Consider the following 17,719-nt stretch of genomic DNA (forward strand, 5'->3'; position numbering starts at 1 on the left):
GCGCCATGACGCTCACCGTCACCATCCTCGGCTGCGGATCATCAGGGGGCGTGCCGCGGCCGGGTTCCGGCTGGGGTGCCTGCGATCCCGCCGAGCCGAAGAACCGCCGCCGCCGCTGCTCGATCCTCGTCGAGCGTATCGGCCCCGACGGCATGACGCGGGTGCTGGTCGATACCTCGCCGGACCTGCGCGAGCAGCTTCTCTCGGCCGAAGTGCCGGCACTCGACGGCGTCCTGCTGACGCATGACCATGCTGACCATACCCATGGCATCGACGACCTGCGCGCGCTTGTGCTGCACATGCAGCGGCGCATCCGCATCTACGCCGACAGCACGACCGAAGCGTCATTGCGCTCGCGCTTCAGCTATCTCTTCGAGACGCCGCAAGGCAGCTACTATCCGCCGATCCTCGATCTCGACCAGATCTCGGCCGGCCGGCCGCACACGATCGACGGCGCCGGCGGGCCGATCACGACGCTCCCGTTCCGGGTCGAGCACGGGCCGAACTACGAGGCGCTGGGCTTCCGCTTCGGCGATCTCGGCTATCTGCCGGATGTCAGCCTGATCCCGCCGGCCGCGATGGAGGCCATGGCCGATCTCGACGTGCTGATCCTCGACTGCCTGCGCGAGACGCCGCATGTGAGCCATTTCCATCTGGCGCAATCGCTGGAGGCGATCGAACGCCTGAAGCCACGCCGCGCGATCATGACCAATCTCCATGTCGATCTGGATTATGCCAGTCTGAGCAAGCGCTTGGATGGCATTGCAGAGGTGGCGTTCGACGGGATGACGATCTCGGTTCCGGCCTGAACACCCAGCATTTCAGGCGGCATCTGGATCAAGACTAGTTCCATAATATACCTTATGCGAATGAAAGCTGGGCGGATTTCAACCCTCTTGCCGTTCAAAGAGCGGCGCCTGAAACTTGGCCGGGTTCTCTCAAAACTGCGACGTCATCCCGGCCTTGAGCCGGGATCCATCGTAGAGCGCAGAGTTCTATGATGGATCCCGGATCGGCACTGCTTGCGCAGCTTGTCCGGGATGACGCCCTGTTTCCTGCCCGGCTACCTATCAGCGCCTGTTCGGATCGAAGTGCTTGGTCAGCTTGTGGCCGTAGCCGCCATAGTCGCGCTGGAGCGAATCCGAGCCGGCGGCGAAGGCCGTGACCTGCTGCGGGAACCGCGTCTCGAACATGAAGGCCAGCGTGCCCTCGAGCTTGTGCGGCTTCAGTTCGACATTGCTCGCCTTCTCGAAGGCATCCCTGTCCGGCCCATGCGGCAGCATGGTGTTGTGCAGCGAGATGCCGCCCGGCACGAAGCCCCCGCCGGTCTTGGCGTCGTAGACGCCGTAGACCAGCCCCATGAACTCGCTCATCACGTTCATATGGTACCAGGGCGGCCGGAAGGTATTCTCGGCCACCAGCCAGCGATCGGAGAAGATGACGAAGTCGATATTGGCGGTGCCGGGCGTCTCCGAGGGTGAGGTCAGCACCGTGAAGATCGACGGATCGGCATGGTCGTAGAGGATCGGCCCGACCGGTGAAAAGCGCCTGAGATCATACTTGTACGGGGCGTAGTTGCCATGCCAGGCGACGACGTCGAGCGGCGAATGCTCGATATCGGCGGCCCAGAGATTGCCGCCCCATTTCACATACATTTTTGAAGGTGCATCACGATCCTCGAACGCCGCCACCGGCGTCAGGAAATCGCGCGGATTCGCCAGGCAGTTGGCGCCGATCGGCCCGCGCTCCGGCAAGGTGAAGGCGCCGCCATAGTTCTCGCAGATATAGCCGCGAGCCGGCCCGTCCCTCAGCTCGACGCGGATCTTCACGCCGCGCGGGATCACGGCGATCTCGCCGGGCTCGATGTCGATGATGCCGAACTCGGTCCAGAGTCGCAGGGTGCCCTGCTGCGGCACGAACAGCATCTCGCCATCGGCATTGTAGAAATACTCGTCCACCATCGAGCGCGTGATCAGGTAGACATGCGCGCCCATGCCGCCCTGGCTGCCGGCATCGCCGGCGGTCGTCATGCTGCGGATGCCCTCGACGAAGGAGATAGGCTCCGACGGGATCGGGATCGGGCTCCAGCGCAGCGGCGCGATCGGCATGTCGACCTCGCGGGCCGGCGCGGTACGCCAGAACCCGGCATCGACCTTCCGGAATTCGTTCCAATGCGCCACCGTCGGCCGGATGCGATAGAGCCAGGAGCGCTCGTTGGTGGTGCGCGGCGCCGTGAAGGGCGAGCCGGAGAGCTGCTCGGCATAGAGCCCATAGGCGCATTTCTGCGGCGAGTTGCGCCCGAGCGGCAGGGCGCCCGGCAGCGCCTCGGTCTCGAAGCCGTTGCCGAAGCCGGACATGTAGCCCGTCGCGATGGCGCTCTCGGTCTTGGCAGCGCCGGCATGGGCCGGGTTCTGAACGTTCATGGTGGCGCCCTCTCCTCGCGACGGCCTTAAGCCGGCGGCATGCCCTGTCCGGGCTTCGTTCGAGATGGTTGCTTTGGTAACTGTCGATTTTGTAACTAACAAGGCATGTCGAAACTCGCGCTCGAGCATTTCCTGCCCTATCGCCTGAACCGCCTGAGTTCGGCGGTCTCGCAGCAGTTCCGGGCGGTCTATGGGCCGCATCACGACCTCACCGTGCCGGAATGGCGGGTGCTGGCCACCCTCGCCCAGTTCGGAACGATGACGGCCAAGGCCATCGGCAAGCATTCCTCGATGCACAAGACCAAGGTCAGCCGGGCCGTGCGGGCGCTGGAGGAGCGGCGCTGGCTGACCCGCCGCGAGAGCGAGCAGGACCGGCGCGAGGAAAGCCTGTCGCTGACGGCGCCCGGCCTGCAGGCCTATGGCGATATCGTGCCGCGCGCACTGGCTTTCGAGTCTTCCATCCTCGCCGCGCTCGGCTCCCATGCCGAGCCTCTGCTCGAAGCGCTGGCTCTGATGGAAGAGCGCTTCCCCGTCGACTAGCGCCTACGTCCCACGCGCTGGGGACAGAGACCGGGGCCTGCTTCCGCTTAGGCTCGCCGCCGAACTGGCCAAGTCAGAACGGAACGGATGAGCCTATGCAGGGCAGCACTCTCGAAGCGCGGGCCGAAAACCCGCCTCGCCCCACCTCCGCCGCCGCCGCGCTCGACGCCAGCCACGATCCGGCGCTGCGCAGCTGGGTTGCGTCGGCGCGGGATCATGCGGAATTTCCGATCCAGAACCTGCCCTTCGGCGTGTTCTCGCCCGATGGAGCGCCAGCGCGCGGTGGCGTCGCCATTGGCGACGAAATTCTCGATCTGGCAGCGCTTGCGGCGTCCGGCCTTGGCGCCGACATCGAGGAGATCGTCGCAGCGGCAGCCGCACCGAGCTTGAACGGCTTCCTCGGGCTGGGATCGGCCGCGCGGAAGCATCTGAGAGCGCGGCTTTCGGCCCTGCTGGCGGAAGGCTCGCCCGAACAGGCCACGCTGAAGCCGATGCTGCATCCGACGCGGAACTGCACGCTCGGCCTGCCCGCCCGGATCGGCGACTACACGGATTTCTATGCCGGCATCCAGCACGCCCTGAATATCGGCTCGCTCTTGCGGCCGGACAATCCGCTGCTGCCGAACTACAAGCATATCCCGATTGGCTATAACGGCCGCGCCTCGTCGGTCAGGCCGTCCGGTGCGCCCTTCCTGCGCCCCAATGGCCAGCGCAAGCGGCCGGACGAGACGGTGCCCAGCTTCGGCCTCTGCCGCAATCTCGATTACGAGCTGGAGCTGGGCATCTGGATTGGCCCCGGCAATGCGCAGGGCTCAACCATACCGATTGACGAGGCCGATGACCGGATCGCCGGCTTCTGCCTGCTCAACGACTGGTCGGCGCGCGATATCCAGGCCTGGGAATACCAGCCGCTCGGCCCCTTCCTGTCCAAGGGGTTCGCCACGACGATCTCGCCATGGATTGTCACGCCGGAGGCGCTGGCGCCCTTCCGGAAACCTCAGGCCCCGCGTCCGGACGGCGATCCGGCGGCCCTGCCCTATCTGAGCCCTGCCGAAGCCACGGTGCCGCATGCGCTCGACGTCACGCTGGAGGTCTTCATCGAGACCGCTTCCATGCGCGCGAACGGTCTGGCTCCGCATCGACTCTCGCTCGGCAGCACGCGCGACCTCTATTGGACGCCGGCCCAGTTCGTCGCGCATCACAGCTCGAATGGCTGCAATCTCGAACCGGGCGACCTCTTCGGCTCCGGCACGATCTCGGGGCGCGATCCCGGCTCCTTCGGCAGCCTGATGGAGATCACACGCGGTGGCCGCGAGCCGATCACGCTGCCCAATGGCGAAAGCCGGACCTATCTCGCCGATGGCGACGCAATCCTGATGCGTGCCAGCGCCCGGCGTGAGGGTTTCGCCTCGATCGGCTTCGGCGCATGCCGGGCCGAGGTGCTGCCGGCGCGCGACTGAAACGGGCGCCGCTGTCCCCTGCTCTGGTGACAGCGGACGCGTTATGGCTTCGGCATCATCGGACTGACGCTGCCTTCGGGGATCGCATGCAGAAGCGCTTCACACTCGCCGCTTCGGACCAGCCATCGGGAGACGCCGAGAAGGGCGCGCTCGGCCGGCGCCGCTCCGGCGATGTCTATGAGACCCTGCGCAACGCCATCCTCTCCGGCGAGATGCGGCCGAACGAGCCGCTGATCGAGGCGGATATCGCAGCGGCGCTTGCGGTCAGCCGCACGCCGGTGCGCGAGGCCTTGCAGCGGCTCGCGGTCGAGCAGTTGATCGTGCCGCGCCGCCGCGGCTGGGCCGTGCGCGAGATCACCGCCGTCGAGGCCAGCGAGAATTCGGAAGTCCGCGCCGCGCTGGAGGGCTATGCCGCCCGCCTCGCCGCCGAGCGGGCGACCGATGACGAGATCGCGGCGGTCGCGGCCGTCCATGCCCGCCGCGTCGCCAGCGACCCCGCCGACGACAGGACCCGCGTCGAGACCAATCGCGAATTCCACGGCATCATCGTCAGCGCAGCCCGCAACGAGAAGCTGCGCGACGCGATCCTGCGTTCGGGTCGGTTCTACTTCAACGGATCGGTGGCGCGGATGACCTCGCCGGCCGAGTTCCGACTCAGCAACGAGGACCACGAGATCATCCTGCAGGCCTTGCGCGCGCGCGAAGGCGACCGGGCCGAGCAGGCGATGCGCAAGCACATCATGCGCACCTTCCATATCTTCCGCGAGCTCTCCTACCCCGCCCATGGCGCGCCCTCGCTGGCGCCGCTGCATGGCTCGGAAGGTTAGCCGCCACGATGTCCCACGCCGCTGTGACAGATGTCCGCCGCCCGCCCGCTATGATCCCTACAGGATCGGGCCGCCATGAGCTGACGACCTCAACGACAAGACAAACCGACGACCAGGGAGAGAGACGATGAGCGTGAACAAGACCGCAGCCGGCCTGACGCTGGCCGCCAGCCTGCTGATCGGGGCCGCCGCCGGCGCCCAGGAGCCGGGCATCACCGACAAGGCGATCAAGATCGGCATCTTCGGACCGCTATCCGGCCCGAACATGGCCTATGGCTTCGACGTCGTGAACGCGGCCAAGATGTACTACGACAAGATCAACAAGGAAGGCGGCATCCACGGCCGCAAGATCGAGTATGTCGTCGAGGACGACCGCTGCAACGCCAATGACCTGGTCGCTGCGGTGAAGAAGCTGGTCGAGCAGGAAAACGTGTTCATGCTCAATGGCGGCTCGTGCTCGGCCGCCGTCGTCGCCGCCAAGGACTATGTCGTCCGCAACAAGGTGCCCTACCTGATGCTGAACGCATCGGGCGATGGCGCTCTGTTCCCGCCGACCGACTACATCTTCGGCGCCTATTCGATCTCCCAATACGCCGTCGGCGGCGCGATGGTCGAGTTCGCGGCCAAGCAGTTCGGCGCCAAGAACGTCGCCTATATCAACCATGACGACGCCTATGGCGCCTGGAACCTCGAAGGCTCGAAGAAGGACGCCGAGGTCAACGGCGTGAAGCTCTCGGTCGAGTCGATCAATCCCGGCATCAACGACGTCACCGCGCCGTTCCTCAAGGTCCGCGCCGCCAATCCGGACGCGATCCTGCTGGTCACCTATGCCCGCCCGGCGGCGCTTTTGATCAAGAAGGCGGCCGAGATGGGCTTCAACAAGCCGATCATCCTCTCGGTCACCGGCACGGCCAGCCTCAACCAGCTCGCCGAGAATGTCGGCAAGGATGCGCTCAAGAACTTCTACACGCAGGAAGTGATGATCGACTCCCCCGGCGGCGCCAAGCTGAAGCCGATCTACGACATGTACAAGGCGGCCTATCCGGAGCTCGCGGCCAAGCCCGACCATCCGCAGACCTACATGCCCTATGGCATCCCGCCGGCGATGTCGCTGGTCAAGGCGCTGCAGGATGCCGGCCCGAACCCGACCCGCGAGAAGGTGCTGGCCGCGATGAAGACGCAGGATTTCGACTCGGGCGTCATGGCCGGCCGCATGCAGTTCGGCCCGGAGCAGCGCGCCGCCAACCGCTCGACGATCTTCATCAAATATGACGGCACGACCATGGCCCCGCTGCCGGGCGTCTTCACCAGCCGCTGGACCTACCAGGCGAAGTGATCGTCTTGATTTGACCGGGCGGCGGCTCCTACGCCGCCGCCCTTCCTTGACCTGAGCATCGGGCCGGATATGGACCTGCAACTCGCGCTGATCTTCCTGCAGCAAGGCATCGCCTCGGGCCTCGTCTCGGGCAGCGTCTATGCCCTGCTGGCGCTCGCCATCGTGGTGATTTTCAAGACCTCGGACGTGCCGAACTTCGCCCAGGGCGAGGTCTTCATGGCGGCAGGCTATGTCGCGCTCTATCTTTTCGTCTTCCAGAAGATGCCGATCTGGGTCGTGCTGCCGGCGACGCTGGTCGTGGCCTTCCTCGCGATGGCGCTGTTCCGCCGCTTCGTGCTCGATCAGGTCGCTAAGTCCGCGAAGGATCTCGTCTATCTGGTCATCGCGACGCTCGGCCTGTCCTATGTGCTGAAGGGCCTCGTGCGCCGCACCGGCTTCGGCGACACGCCGCGCTCCTTCCCGGCGCTGGTGCCGACCGATTCCATCATGATCGGGCAGGCCTCGGTGACGATGCTCGACCTCGCGATCTTCGGCACAGCCGTCACGGTGATGGCCGCCTTTTTCTGGGTGTTCAATTACACCAAGACCGGCCGGGCCATGCGCGCCGTTGGCATGAATCCCAAGGCCGCCCAGCTCGTCGGCGTCGACCTGCGCCGTTGCCACATGCTGATCTGGGGTCTGTCGGGCGTGATCTCAGCCATCGCGGCGCTGCTGATCTCGCCGAAGATCCTGATGACGGCGGACATGGGCTCGATCGTCATGCTCGCCTTCGCGGCGGCGATCGTCGGCGGCTTCTCCAGCCTGCCCGGCGCGGTGGTCGGCGGCTTCGTCATCGGCATCGTCGAGAACATGGTCGGGCTGTTCATCTCGTCGCGCGCCATCGTGCTCGCCCCCTTCCTCGCCATCCTGATCGTGCTCGTGCGTCCGCAGGGCCTGTTCGGCGGGAAGCTGACGATCAAGAAGGTCTAAAGCCCGATGTCGTCACCTCCTCTCGCATCGCCCGCGCCGGTCAGGCGCGCGCTCTCCGGCCCCGCCCTGATCGGGCTCGTTGTGGCCGCGATCGTCGCCGTCGCCCTGCCCGTCTTCACCTCGGGCTATGTCGTCTACATCGCCAATCTGCTGCTGGTCTTCGTGGTGCTCTGCCTCGGCCTGCACATCGTCATCGGCGAGACCGGCCAGTTCTCGATGGCCCATGCCGCCTTCTACGGCATCGGCATCTATGCGAGCGCGCTCGCCAACCGCGCGGTCGACCTGCCCTACCCCGTCGCCATGCTGTTCGGCGCTCTCGTGGCCGGCGCGGTCGGCCTGTTCATCGGCGCGCTCGCACTGCGGATGCGCGACATCTATCTCGCGCTCGCCACCTTCGCCTTCGGCGAGGCGATGCAATGGGTCTTCGCCAACTGGGACAGCGTCACCAACGGCCCGAACGGCCTGCGCATCAGCCCGGCCCGCTTCGGCCCGATCGAAATCCTCAGCGACAAGCAGGCCTATCCCTTCGTGCTGTTCTTCTGCCTCGTGATGATCGGGCTCACGGTCGCGATCTCGCGCTCGCGGCTCGGCCGCTCCTTTCGGGCGGTGCGGGAATCGGAGGTCGCGGCGATGGCGATGGGCATCGACGTGCGCCGCGCCCGCATCGTCTCCTTCGGGCTCTCGGCCGCCATCGCGGGCTTTGCCGGCGGCATGTTCGGCCTGTTCCAGACCTTCATCCACCCGGACAGCCTGGGCTTCCAGACCACGATCCTCGTGCTCACCATGGTCGTGGTCGGCGGGCTCGGCTCGATCGCGGGCGCGATCGGCGGGGCGATCGTGTTCGGGCTGATCTCGGAGGTGCTGCGCCAGGCGCCGCAATACCAGGAGATCATCTACGGCGCGATCCTGATCCTGTTCATGATGTATGCACCGCGCGGCCTCTTCGCCTTCATCGGCGACCGTATCCGGGAGGCACGCCATGGTCGCTGAAAGCGCCGCCCCCTTCCTCAATGTCGAGGGGCTGACCATCCGCTTCGGCGGGCTCACCGCGGTCGGCGGCCTCGACATGACTGTGGCCAAGGGCTCGATCCATGCGCTGATCGGCCCGAACGGCGCCGGCAAGTCGACCACCTTCAACTGCATCTCGCGCTTCTATACGCCGAGCGCCGGGCGCATCACCTATGACGGGCGCGACATCACCCGCATGCCGGCCCGCGAGATGGCGGGCCTCGGCATCGCCCGCAGCTTCCAGAACCTCGAACTGTTCGGTGAGCTCACCGTCTTCGAGAACGTGCTGATCGGCGCCCATGTCCATGCCGGCCGCTCCTGGCGCGACGCGATCAGCGCCCGCCCGCGCGGCATCGTCGAGCATGTCGAGCAACTGCTGGAGCGCACGGGCCTGACCTCCTACGCTCAGACAAAGGCGCGCAATCTCGATTTCGGCCATCAGAAGATGGTCGAGATCGCCCGCGCGCTCGCCATCCGCCCCAAGCTCCTGCTGCTCGACGAGCCCGCCGCCGGCCTGCGCAACCGCGAGATCGCGGCGCTCGACCGTCTGCTCTGCGAACTGCGCGAGCGCGACGGCATCACGATCCTCTTGGTCGAGCACGTCATGCAGTTGGTCATGTCGATCTCGGACCGGATCACGGTGCTGAGCTTCGGCACCAAGATTGCCGAGGGCACGGCCGCCGAGGTGCGCGCCCATCCCGCCGTGATCGAAGCCTATCTCGGCCGCGACGCGGCGACCGCCGGGGAGGCGAACCATGGCTGACCTCCTCGAAATCGACGGCATCTCCGCCGCCTATGGCCGCATCCAGGCGTTGTCCGAGGTCTCGCTGAAGGTCCCGGAAGGGGCGATCGTCGCCCTGCTCGGCTCGAACGGGGCCGGCAAGAGCACGACGCTCAACACCGTCTCGCGGCTCGTGCCGGTGACGAAGGGGCGCATCCGCTTCGCCGGCGAGGAGATTCAGTCCTGGGCCTCGCACAAGGTGGTCTCGGCCGGTGTGCTGCAAGTGCCGGAGGGCCGCGAAGTCTTCCGCGACATGAGCGTGCGCGAGAACCTCGACATGGGCGCCTATCGCCGCAGCGATGCTGCCGGCATCAAACGCGATCTCGACCGTGTGTTCGAATACTTCCCGAAGTTGCAGGAGCGGCTTCAGCAGAAGGCGGGCACACTCTCGGGCGGCGAGCAGCAGATGCTGCTGATCGGCAGGGCCCTGATGGCGGGCCCGCGCCTGCTGCTGCTCGACGAACCCTCGCTCGGCCTCTCGCCGGTCCTGGTGCAGCAGATCTTCGCGATCATCGAGCGGCTGAACAAGGACGGGCTCACCATCCTGCTGGTCGAGCAGAACGCGGCGATCGCGCTGGGCTGCTCGACCTATGCCTACATCCTCGAGAACGGCGAGATGGCTCTCGAAGGCGCATCCGCAAAACTGCGGCAGGACGACAGCGTCCGCCGCACCTATCTCGGCGGCTGAGCCGATACGCAGACGGGAATGAGGCTCATGGCTGCCCAGCAGGACAAACCCATCGCCCTCGTCACGGGCGGCGCTCGCGGGATCGGCCGGGCCATCGTCGAGCGGCTCTGCGCCGACGGCTTTGCGGTGGGCATCCTCGACCGCGAGGCCGAGATCGCGACCGCGCTCGCGAAGGAGCTGACGGCGCGGGGGCACAGTGTCTTCTTCGAGCCGGTCGATCTCGCCGATCATGCCGGCCTCTCTGCGCTGGCGGATCGGCTGCCGGTAGCGCAGGCACTGGTCAACAATGCCGGCATCTTCGAGAACAAGCCGTTCTTCGATCTCGGGGCGAGCGATTTCGGCCGGATGATGGATGTCAACGTCACCGCCCTCTTCCTGCTCTCGCAGGCGGTGGCGCGGCGGATGGAGAAAGGCGGGCGCATCGTCAACATCGCCTCCCGCACCTTCCTGGGCGCCCGCAACCATGCCCATTACGTCGCCTCGAAGGCGGCTGTCGTCGGCCTGACCCGGGCGATGGCGATGGAGCTTTTGCCGCGCGGCATCGCCGTCAATGCGGTGGCGCCCGGCGGCGTCGCGACCGAGATGGTGGCGAAGCAGTCTGAGGAAGCCCGCACCGCCCTGCTCGCCCAGCAGCCGACGGGTGCGCTCGCGGCGCCCGAGGACATCGCCAACGCCGTCGCCTTCCTCGCCTCGCCGCGCACCAATTTCATCTACGGCCAGGTCCTCCTCGTCGACGGCGGCAAGTCGCTCGGCGGCGGCATGGGCGGCTGAGGGCATGGCGATGAGCGAGCAATTCGACGAAATCCGCGACGTCGTCGTGGTCGGCTCCGGCGCCGGCGGGATGTCGGCGGCGATCACCGCCGCCAAGGCCGGGCTCGACGTCCTGCTGATCGAGAAGAGCGACTATATCGGCGGCAGTACGGCTGTCTCGGGCGGCGCCATGTGGGTGCCGGAAAACCCGCATGCCGCCAAGGCCGGCCATGCCGATACCCGCGAAGCGGCGATGACCTATCTCGAAGCCGTGCTCGGCAATCGCTTGCGGCCGGACATGATGCGCGCCTTCCTCGATAACGGCCCGGAAATGGTCCGCTTTTTCGAGAGCGAGACGGCGCTGAAATTCGAGGCGCGCGCCTATTCGCCGGACTACCAGCCCGAGCAGCCCGGCGCCTCCAAAGGCGGCCGGACCATCGATCCCGCGCCCTATGACGGCAACGAGCTCGGTGCCGATTTCGCCCTGCTGCGCCCGCCGCTGAAGGAGTTCACGGTGCTCGGCGGCATGATGGTCAACCGCAAGGATATCGACGCGCTGGTCGGCCGCTTCCGCAATCTTGCCAACTTCAAGCACAGCGCCAAGCTGCTGATCCAGTACGGGCTCGACCGCCTGCGTCATCCACGTGGAGCGCGCCTGCTGATGGGCAATGCGCTGGCTGGGCGCCTCCTCAAATCGGCGCGGCAGGCAGGCGTCGACTTGCGCATGCAGACGCCGGCCGGCTCGCTGATGCTCAAGGACGGCACTGTCATCGGCATCACCGTCAAAGGCCCGCAAGGCGAGCGCCGCATCGGCGCAAGGCGCGGCGTCGTGCTGGCGAGCGGCGGCTTTCCGGCCAACGCAGCGATGCGGGGCGAGCACATGCCGCATGCGGAGGTCCATCGCTCGATGGCGCCGAAGACCGATACCGGCGACGGCATCAATCTCGGCCTCGCGGCCGGCGGTGCGCTGCGCGACGACAATATCGGCGCGGCCTTCTGGACGCCCGTCTCCGTGCTGAAAAAGACCGACGGCAGCGAGGTCCAATTCCCGCACCTGATCCTCGACCGCGCCAAGCCCGGCCTGATCGCAGTCGATGGCCAGGGCCACCGCTTCGTCAACGAAGCGACCTCCTATCACGGCTTCGTCGAGGCGATGCATGTGAGCGGCGCCGTACCCGCCTTCCTCGTCTGCGACAGTGATTTCCTGCGGAAATACGGGCTCGGCCTCGTCCATCCCGGCCTGAAGACGCCGAAAGCCTTCGTCGAAGCCGGCTACTTGTTCGAGGGCGAGAGCGTCGCCGCGCTGGCCGGGCGCATAGGCGTGCCGGCCGCAGCGCTGGCGGAGGCTGTCGCCGGCATGAACACCGCCGCGCGCTCCGGCACGGATGCCGCCTTCGGTAAGGGCTCGAGCGAGTACAACCGCTATCTCGGCGATTCCAACCACCAGCCCAATGCCTGCCTCGGCCCGATCGAGACCGCGCCCTTCTATGCCGTGAAGGTCTGGCCCGGCGATATCGGCACCGCGACCGGCCTGACCTGCGATCCGCAGGCGCGCGTTCTCGGCCGCAACGAGCAGCCTGTCGCAGGACTCTATGCCTGCGGCAACGACATGAACTCGATCATGGCTGGCGCCTATCCGGGCGCCGGCATCACGCTCGGCCCGGCGCTCACCTTCGGCTTCATCGCCGGGCGGGCGCTTGCTTCCGAGCCCGACCGCCTGCCGCGCTGAGAAAGGCCCCGCTATGAAGCTCTACCAGTCCGCCACCTCACCCTTCGTCCTCAAGGTTCGGATCGCCGCCGCCGAGCTTGGCCTGCTCGACCGGATCGAGATGCTCGACGTCTCGCAGGAGTACAAGGCCGGCGGACCGCTGGCGCGCGAGCAGAACATCATCAAGACCAACCCGCTCGGCCAGGTCCCGACCCTGCTGCTCGACGACGGCACGACGATCGCCGACAGCCGCGTCATCTGCGAATATCTTGACGGGCTCGGCGGAGGCGCGCTGTTCCCGGCCGAATCCAAGGCGCGCTGGAACGCCCTGACCGAGCAGAGCTATGGCGACGGCCTGCTCGATGCCGCGCTGGCCGCCCGCTACGAGGGCCTGTTGCGCAGCGAAGAGCAGCGCTGGCAGCGCTGGATCGACGGCCAGCTCGCCAAGGTCCATGCCACGCTCGATCTGATCGAGAGCAAGGCCGCCGGCTTCGGCGAGCGCGTCGATATCGGCACGATCACCTTCTATTGCGCGCTGGCCTATCTCGACCTGCGCTTCGCCGACCTGAACTGGCGCGAGGGCCGGCCGCAGACGGCGGCGTGGTTCGCCAAGGTAGCCGAGCGTCCCGCCTTCGGCGGCCAGAAGCTGGGCTGAGGCTAAGACAAACGGGAGGCGGCGATGGGTGCGAATCTCGGGCTTGCCGGCCGGACCGTCCTGATCACCGGCGGCGCCTCCGGCATCGGGCGGGAATGCGCGCTGGCGCTGGCGCGTGAAGGTGCCGCCGTCGCCATCGCCGACGCGAACGAGCAGGGCGCGACCGAAACCGTCTGCGAGATCGCGGCGCTCGGCGCCCGTGCCGTCGTGGCCAACTTCGACGTCCGCAGCCCCACCGCCACAGAAAACGCGGTCGAGGCGATCGAACGCGATCTCGGCCCGCTCGATGGATTGATCACGGCGGCAGGCATTTCCCGGCCTGCCCCGGCTACCGAACTCGCCGCCGACAGCTGGGAGGCGGTGATCGGCGTCAATCTCTCCGGCACCTTCTATTCCTGCCAGGCGGCTGGCCGGCGCATGGTCGCGCGGGGGCGCGGCGCCATCGTCACGATCGGCTCGGTCTCCTCGCTCGGCGGCCAGTCCGGCCGCGCGCATTACTGCGCCTCGAAGGCCGGCGTCGTCGGCCTTACCCGCGATCTCGCCGTCGAATGGGGTTCGCATGGCGTGCGGGTGAACTGCATCGGCCCAAGTGCGACCGATACCCCGATGATCCGGCGCGGCATCCCGGAGAACTTCGTATTGGGCGTGATGGAGGATCGCACGCCGCTCGGGCGCCTCGCGCAGCCTTCGGAGATCGCCTCGGTCTGTCTGTTCCTGCTCTCGGACCTCGCGAGCTACGTCAACGGCGCGCTGATCATGGCCGATGGCGGCGTCTCGGCCGGCTTCTTCACGCGCGGCCATGGCCGCGATTTCTCGTCCAAGGCCCTGCTCGCGCAGGGCGTCTACAGCGAATGAACCGGAGACCGACATGAGCAAGCTCGCCCTCGTCACCGGCGCCGGCCGCGGCATCGGCGCGGCCATCGCCCATAAGCTCGCGGCCGACGGCTGGCGCGTCGCGGTCTGCGACCTGACGAAGGAGCCGGCGGCGGCGGTCGCAAATGCCCTCCCCGGCTCCGGCCATAGCGGCTGGGCAGTCGATGTCTCCGATGAGGCCTCGGTCGAGGCGCTGTTCGAGGCGGTCGAGGCGGCGCATGGTCCGGTAACCGGGCTGGTCTGCAATGCCGGCGTGCTCTTGATGGCTGCCGATGGCGAGCGGCCGACCATCTTCGACATGACGCTCGACGACTGGGAGAAGACGCACGCCGTCAACACGCGCGGCGTCTTCCTGAGCATACGCGCCTATGCGCGCCGGCGCCGGGCGCTGCCGGTCGAGGGTGGGCGCGTTACCACGACGAGTTCGGTCGCGGCAGAGCTCGGCGGCTATCGCGGCTCGGCCAGCTACATCTCGTCGAAATCCGCGATCCTCGGTTTCACCAAGGCGATGGCGCGTGAGTTGTCGTCGCTTGGCATCACCGTGAATTGCGTGGCGCCGGGCGTAATCGACGCGCCCATGCTCGCCGCCGCAACGCCGCGCTCGGCCGCACCGGGCTCGATGGATGCGCTTGCGCAGGCGGTACCGCTCGGCCGGCTCGGCACGCCCGAGGATATCGCCGGCGCAGTGTCCTTCCTGCTCTCGGAGCAGGCCTCCTACGTCACCGGCGCGACGATCGACGTCAACGGCGGCTACCGGATGGCCTGACCGGGAAACTGACATGATCCTGCACGGCTATTTCCGCTCCTCCGCCGCCTGGCGCACGCGAATCGCCTTCAACCTCAAGGGCGTGACGCCGCAGAGCGTGGTCCACAACCTGCGCGACGGCGCCCAGAATGAGCCGGCCTATGCGGCGATCAATCCGCAGAAGCTGATACCGGCGCTGGAGCTCGACGACGGCACGGTGCTGACGCAATCGCTGGCGATCATCGGCTGGCTCGATCGGGAGGTGCCGCAGCCGCCGCTTGTCCCGGCCGACAATGCCCTGCGCGCCCGCGTCGAGGCCTTCGCGCTGGTCATCGCCTGCGAGACCCACCCCTTCCAGAATCCGAGGATCCAGAAGCGCCTGCGCGCCAAGGGCTTTTCGGAGGCGGATGTGCAGGACTGGCTCGCGACCGCGATGAGCGAGGGCTTGAGCGCCTGCGAAAAGCTGATCCAGGACCAGCCCGGCCTGTTCTGCTTCGGCGACGCGCCGACATTGGCCGATATCTGCCTCGTACCGCAGATCGGCAGCGCGCGGCGTTACGGCATCGACCTCGCGCCCTATCCGAAGCTCGTCGCGATCAACGCGCATTGCGCCGCCCTGCCCGCCTTCATGGCGGCAAGGCCCGACCGGCAGCCCGACGCCGTCTAAGCCGGCTCACATCAGGATGCGCATCAGCTCGTTCTGCGAGGAGATGCCGAGCCTCGCATAGGCGCGCTTGCGATAGGTCAGCACGGTGTTGATGCCGACGCCGAGCTCCAACGCTATGCCCTCCGAGGTCAGGCCGGCGGCGACGAGCGCACAGACGTCCCGCTCGCGCTTCGACAGCTCCGGCGCAGCCTTTTCCAATCGGGCGTGGAAATCCCGCGCGGCGCCACGGCCTCCTGCCGGTTTCGTCACCTCGTAATGGCGCCAGAGCGCCGCCATCAACAGCGGCGCGCTCTCGACCAGGTTGTCGATCTCCGCCTCGCTGAAGCTCTCCTTGCGGCGGCGATAGATGCTGAGACGCAGCGTGCCGGCCTCGCGGCGCTGCAGCAGGGAGAAGCGCTCCGACAGTCCGACCGAGAGATAGCATTCGCTGCGATAGGCCGAGCTTTCGATGTCGCCGGCCTTCATGCGCACGCCCCAGCAACCGGCCGCGTCGCCGTCGTCGAGCGCGATCGCATTGGCCGGATCGGCGCGCCAGTGCCGCGCCACGTAGCGGCGGGCGATCTCGAGCGCCGGCTGGCCGGAGTTGTAGTGGTTCTCGGCCAGCAGCGTATGCACCTCGCCGTCGGGAGCCGCGACGAAGGCGGTGACGATCTCGGTGCCGGTGAAGCGGCGGGCGATATCGAACAGGCCGCTGGAAAAATCGGAGCGGCCGACGCTTTCGATCACGCGCGGCATGGTCGCCAGGATACTGCGCGCGGCTACGGCCTGCTGGATGGCCACAAGCTGCATTCAAACCTCCCGCCGGCCCCTCTTTCGGTCCGGCTTGCAGCCGGCGGCGGAGGCCGTTTCAGGCTTACAGCGTTAACAGTATCCAACTTCGCATGCAAACTTTTGGATGGTGTGAGACAGGGCGTGGCGGCCGTTGTCAGCCGACCAGCCCGCGCTCCAGCGCCATGTCGATGCAGCCATGGATATGTCCGTGCAGAAGCCTTTGCGCTTCGGCCGAGTCGCGATTGAGGGCGCAGTCGAGCAAGGCCTTGTGGTCCTCGGTCGAGGTCGGCCCCCAGAAGACGAAGAAGACCATCTGGTAGCGCAGATAGCGGTCATAGATGCCGGCATGAAGATCGAGCAGCGCCTTTGAGCCGCAGGCTGAGACCAACGCCTGATGGAACTCGAAATCATAGCGCTTCCAGGCTTGCGTGCCGGCCTCGTCGCCTGCGAGCAGGCGCTGCTCCATCCGGGCGAGCTTGTGATGGGCGGCGACGACGCGCCCTTCCCACTCGACATCGCCGGCCTCGAAGGATTGCGCCAGCGCGTTGCTCTCGATCAGCAGGCGCAGGTGCGCCAGTTCTTTCAGGTCCGTCGCCGAACAGGGCGCGACCTGGAAGCCGCGCTGCCCTTCCGCGACGACGAGACCTTCCGGCGCCAGCCGGTTCAGGATCTCGCGCAAGGTGCTGATGCCGACGCCGTAGACGGCTTTCAAACGGTCGAGCGGCAGGCGCTGGCCGGGCTGGAGCACGCCGAAAACGATGTCGTGCTTGATGCGCTCATAGGCCTGCTCGCCGGTCGAGAGAACCGGGATCTCCTCGCCGCCGATCTCGAATGCCGCGTCCGTCATGCCGCTCACCCCCTCGCGCGTTCCTGTCAGGAAGCAAGGCTGCCCGCAAGCCTACGCTCGCGGTCGCATAAATCAACTGATGATCGATGAATTATCAGTTGATCTCTCTTTCATCTTGTATCACGTTCCACTCACGAACTGCGAGCGGGGCCGTCAGAGCTTCGCCTGGGAGGGTGTCATGGCGGACAAGGAAGCAGCGGCATCGCGCCGGATTTTCATCCTGAACGGCCCCAACCTGAACCTCCTCGGGCAGCGTGAGCCGCATATCTACGGCTCGACCACGCTCAGCGAGATCGGCGAGCGCTGCGAGGCAAAGGCGCGTTCGCTCGGCTTCTCGGTCGAATTCCGCCAGACCAATTTCGAAGGTGAGCTGGTCGAGAGCGTGCAGCAGGCGCGGCAGGAGGCCTGCGGGATCATCATCAACCCGGCCGGCTACAGCTTCACCTCGGTCGCGCTGCTCGATGCGCTCAAGATGTTCGATGGCCCGAAGATCGAATTGCACATCTCGAACGTGCATGCCCGCGAGAGCATCTATCACAACTCGCTGGTCTCGCGGACCGCGACCGGCATCATCGTCGGACTGGGCGCCGCCGGTTACGAACTCGCCATCCAGGCGATGGCCGGCCTCGTCGCGGCGCGGGGCTAACGGCGATGCCCTCGCCTGCCCGCCC

19 protein-coding genes are annotated in these 17,719 nt (G+C 66.9%); 16 read left to right on the forward strand and 3 right to left on the reverse strand.

The window, feature by feature from the left end:
* The first annotated feature begins 5 nt into the window (after positions 1 to 5).
* A complete protein-coding gene (locus tag AC3WMA_RS15485) occupies positions 6 to 809 on the forward strand; it encodes an MBL fold metallo-hydrolase (protein ID WP_492286264.1) in 804 nt (267 codons plus the stop codon).
* A 261-nt stretch (positions 810 to 1,070) separates the two neighbouring features.
* On the opposite strand, the gene hmgA is transcribed toward AC3WMA_RS15485, so the two are convergent.
* Positions 1,071 to 2,423 (reverse strand): homogentisate 1,2-dioxygenase, encoded by a 1,353-nt coding sequence (gene hmgA, locus AC3WMA_RS15490; protein ID WP_492286265.1) that lies wholly within the window; start codon positions 2,421 to 2,423, stop codon positions 1,071 to 1,073.
* Between the two features lie 105 nt (positions 2,424 to 2,528).
* Here hmgA and AC3WMA_RS15495 point away from each other — a divergent pair, with 105 nt between their 5' ends.
* The 14 genes from AC3WMA_RS15495 to maiA all read left to right on the forward strand — a co-directional run bounded on the left by AC3WMA_RS15495 (position 2,529) and on the right by maiA (position 15,430).
* Positions 2,529 to 2,963 (forward strand): MarR family winged helix-turn-helix transcriptional regulator, encoded by a 435-nt coding sequence (locus AC3WMA_RS15495; protein WP_492286266.1) that lies wholly within the window; start codon positions 2,529 to 2,531, stop codon positions 2,961 to 2,963.
* 95 nt (positions 2,964 to 3,058) lie between these two features.
* Positions 3,059 to 4,423, forward strand: coding sequence for a fumarylacetoacetase (fahA, locus tag AC3WMA_RS15500; protein WP_492286267.1), 1,365 nt, complete (start codon positions 3,059 to 3,061; stop codon positions 4,421 to 4,423).
* An 86-nt stretch (positions 4,424 to 4,509) separates the two neighbouring features.
* Entirely contained in the window at positions 4,510 to 5,250 is a 741-nt protein-coding gene (locus AC3WMA_RS15505; RefSeq protein WP_492286268.1) for a GntR family transcriptional regulator, read from the forward strand.
* Between the two features lie 127 nt (positions 5,251 to 5,377).
* Complete coding sequence (locus AC3WMA_RS15510; RefSeq protein WP_454656955.1) at positions 5,378 to 6,586, forward strand: ABC transporter substrate-binding protein; 1,209 nt, start codon at positions 5,378 to 5,380, stop codon at positions 6,584 to 6,586.
* Positions 6,587 to 6,655: 69 nt separating this feature from the next.
* Positions 6,656 to 7,555, forward strand: coding sequence for a branched-chain amino acid ABC transporter permease (locus AC3WMA_RS15515; RefSeq protein ID WP_492286269.1), 900 nt, complete (start codon positions 6,656 to 6,658; stop codon positions 7,553 to 7,555).
* Positions 7,556 to 7,561: 6 nt separating this feature from the next.
* Positions 7,562 to 8,545: a branched-chain amino acid ABC transporter permease gene (locus tag AC3WMA_RS15520; protein ID WP_492286270.1), complete on the forward strand. Its 984-nt coding sequence runs from the start codon at positions 7,562 to 7,564 to the stop codon at positions 8,543 to 8,545.
* Positions 8,535 to 9,326, forward strand: coding sequence for an ABC transporter ATP-binding protein (locus AC3WMA_RS15525; protein ID WP_492286271.1), 792 nt, complete (start codon positions 8,535 to 8,537; stop codon positions 9,324 to 9,326). Before AC3WMA_RS15520 ends, AC3WMA_RS15525 begins: the two co-directional genes overlap by 11 nt.
* Positions 9,319 to 10,032, forward strand: coding sequence for an ABC transporter ATP-binding protein (locus AC3WMA_RS15530; RefSeq protein WP_492286272.1), 714 nt, complete (start codon positions 9,319 to 9,321; stop codon positions 10,030 to 10,032). Before AC3WMA_RS15525 ends, AC3WMA_RS15530 begins: the two co-directional genes overlap by 8 nt.
* A 27-nt stretch (positions 10,033 to 10,059) precedes the next feature.
* Complete coding sequence (locus AC3WMA_RS15535; protein ID WP_492286273.1) at positions 10,060 to 10,803, forward strand: SDR family NAD(P)-dependent oxidoreductase; 744 nt, start codon at positions 10,060 to 10,062, stop codon at positions 10,801 to 10,803.
* A gap of 10 nt (positions 10,804 to 10,813) precedes the next feature.
* Positions 10,814 to 12,511 (forward strand): FAD-dependent oxidoreductase, encoded by a 1,698-nt coding sequence (locus tag AC3WMA_RS15540; protein ID WP_492286274.1) that lies wholly within the window; start codon positions 10,814 to 10,816, stop codon positions 12,509 to 12,511.
* 13 nt (positions 12,512 to 12,524) lie between these two features.
* Positions 12,525 to 13,145 carry a glutathione S-transferase family protein gene (locus tag AC3WMA_RS15545; protein WP_492286275.1) on the forward strand — a complete coding sequence of 207 codons (621 nt, stop codon included), beginning with the start codon at positions 12,525 to 12,527 and terminating at the stop codon, positions 13,143 to 13,145.
* 24 nt (positions 13,146 to 13,169) lie between these two features.
* A complete protein-coding gene (locus tag AC3WMA_RS15550) occupies positions 13,170 to 14,000 on the forward strand; it encodes an SDR family NAD(P)-dependent oxidoreductase (RefSeq protein WP_492286276.1) in 831 nt (276 codons plus the stop codon).
* Positions 14,001 to 14,013: 13 nt separating this feature from the next.
* The gene (locus tag AC3WMA_RS15555; RefSeq protein WP_492286277.1) at positions 14,014 to 14,784 is read left to right on the forward strand and encodes an SDR family NAD(P)-dependent oxidoreductase; all 771 of its coding nucleotides are present in this window, start codon (positions 14,014 to 14,016) and stop codon (positions 14,782 to 14,784) included.
* A gap of 13 nt (positions 14,785 to 14,797) precedes the next feature.
* On the forward strand, positions 14,798 to 15,430 hold the full coding sequence (gene maiA, locus AC3WMA_RS15560) for a maleylacetoacetate isomerase (RefSeq protein ID WP_492286278.1): 633 nt from the start codon (positions 14,798 to 14,800) through the stop codon (positions 15,428 to 15,430).
* A 6-nt stretch (positions 15,431 to 15,436) separates the two neighbouring features.
* Here maiA and AC3WMA_RS15565 read toward each other — a convergent pair whose 3' ends face one another.
* Both AC3WMA_RS15565 and AC3WMA_RS15570 read right to left on the reverse strand, forming a co-directional pair.
* A complete protein-coding gene (locus AC3WMA_RS15565) occupies positions 15,437 to 16,219 on the reverse strand; it encodes a helix-turn-helix transcriptional regulator (RefSeq protein WP_492286279.1) in 783 nt (260 codons plus the stop codon).
* Positions 16,220 to 16,355: 136 nt separating this feature from the next.
* A complete protein-coding gene (locus tag AC3WMA_RS15570; RefSeq protein WP_492286280.1) occupies positions 16,356 to 17,048 on the reverse strand; it encodes a GntR family transcriptional regulator in 693 nt (230 codons plus the stop codon).
* Between the two features lie 178 nt (positions 17,049 to 17,226).
* Here AC3WMA_RS15570 and aroQ point away from each other — a divergent pair, with 178 nt between their 5' ends.
* Positions 17,227 to 17,694 carry a type II 3-dehydroquinate dehydratase gene (aroQ, locus tag AC3WMA_RS15575; RefSeq protein ID WP_492286281.1) on the forward strand — a complete coding sequence of 156 codons (468 nt, stop codon included), beginning with the start codon at positions 17,227 to 17,229 and terminating at the stop codon, positions 17,692 to 17,694.
* The last annotated feature ends 25 nt before the right edge of the window (positions 17,695 to 17,719 follow it).

The organism is Allobosea sp. FW305-C-101 (assembly GCF_058783685.1).

Bases quoted from the DNA above. Each gene is read 5' to 3' on its own strand.
- AC3WMA_RS15495 (WP_492286266.1), top strand. From the start codon at position 2,529: ATGTCGAAACTCGCGCTCGAGCATTTCCTGCCCTATCGCCTGAACCGC.
- hmgA (WP_492286265.1), bottom strand. From the start codon at position 2,423: ATGAACGTTCAGAACCCGGCCCATGCCGGCGCTGCCAAGACCGAGAGC.
- AC3WMA_RS15485 (WP_492286264.1), top strand. From the start codon at position 6: ATGACGCTCACCGTCACCATCCTCGGCTGCGGATCATCAGGGGGCGTG.
- AC3WMA_RS15570 (WP_492286280.1), bottom strand. From the start codon at position 17,048: ATGACGGACGCGGCATTCGAGATCGGCGGCGAGGAGATCCCGGTTCTC.
- aroQ (WP_492286281.1), top strand. From the start codon at position 17,227: ATGGCGGACAAGGAAGCAGCGGCATCGCGCCGGATTTTCATCCTGAAC.
- AC3WMA_RS15530 (WP_492286272.1), top strand. From the start codon at position 9,319: ATGGCTGACCTCCTCGAAATCGACGGCATCTCCGCCGCCTATGGCCGC.
- AC3WMA_RS15540 (WP_492286274.1), top strand. From the start codon at position 10,814: ATGAGCGAGCAATTCGACGAAATCCGCGACGTCGTCGTGGTCGGCTCC.
- maiA (WP_492286278.1), top strand. From the start codon at position 14,798: ATGATCCTGCACGGCTATTTCCGCTCCTCCGCCGCCTGGCGCACGCGA.
- AC3WMA_RS15515 (WP_492286269.1), top strand. From the start codon at position 6,656: ATGGACCTGCAACTCGCGCTGATCTTCCTGCAGCAAGGCATCGCCTCG.
- AC3WMA_RS15555 (WP_492286277.1), top strand. From the start codon at position 14,014: ATGAGCAAGCTCGCCCTCGTCACCGGCGCCGGCCGCGGCATCGGCGCG.
- AC3WMA_RS15550 (WP_492286276.1), top strand. From the start codon at position 13,170: ATGGGTGCGAATCTCGGGCTTGCCGGCCGGACCGTCCTGATCACCGGC.
- AC3WMA_RS15520 (WP_492286270.1), top strand. From the start codon at position 7,562: ATGTCGTCACCTCCTCTCGCATCGCCCGCGCCGGTCAGGCGCGCGCTC.
- AC3WMA_RS15535 (WP_492286273.1), top strand. From the start codon at position 10,060: ATGGCTGCCCAGCAGGACAAACCCATCGCCCTCGTCACGGGCGGCGCT.
- AC3WMA_RS15545 (WP_492286275.1), top strand. From the start codon at position 12,525: ATGAAGCTCTACCAGTCCGCCACCTCACCCTTCGTCCTCAAGGTTCGG.
- fahA (WP_492286267.1), top strand. From the start codon at position 3,059: ATGCAGGGCAGCACTCTCGAAGCGCGGGCCGAAAACCCGCCTCGCCCC.
- AC3WMA_RS15565 (WP_492286279.1), bottom strand. From the start codon at position 16,219: ATGCAGCTTGTGGCCATCCAGCAGGCCGTAGCCGCGCGCAGTATCCTG.
- AC3WMA_RS15510 (WP_454656955.1), top strand. From the start codon at position 5,378: ATGAGCGTGAACAAGACCGCAGCCGGCCTGACGCTGGCCGCCAGCCTG.
- AC3WMA_RS15525 (WP_492286271.1), top strand. From the start codon at position 8,535: ATGGTCGCTGAAAGCGCCGCCCCCTTCCTCAATGTCGAGGGGCTGACC.
- AC3WMA_RS15505 (WP_492286268.1), top strand. From the start codon at position 4,510: ATGCAGAAGCGCTTCACACTCGCCGCTTCGGACCAGCCATCGGGAGAC.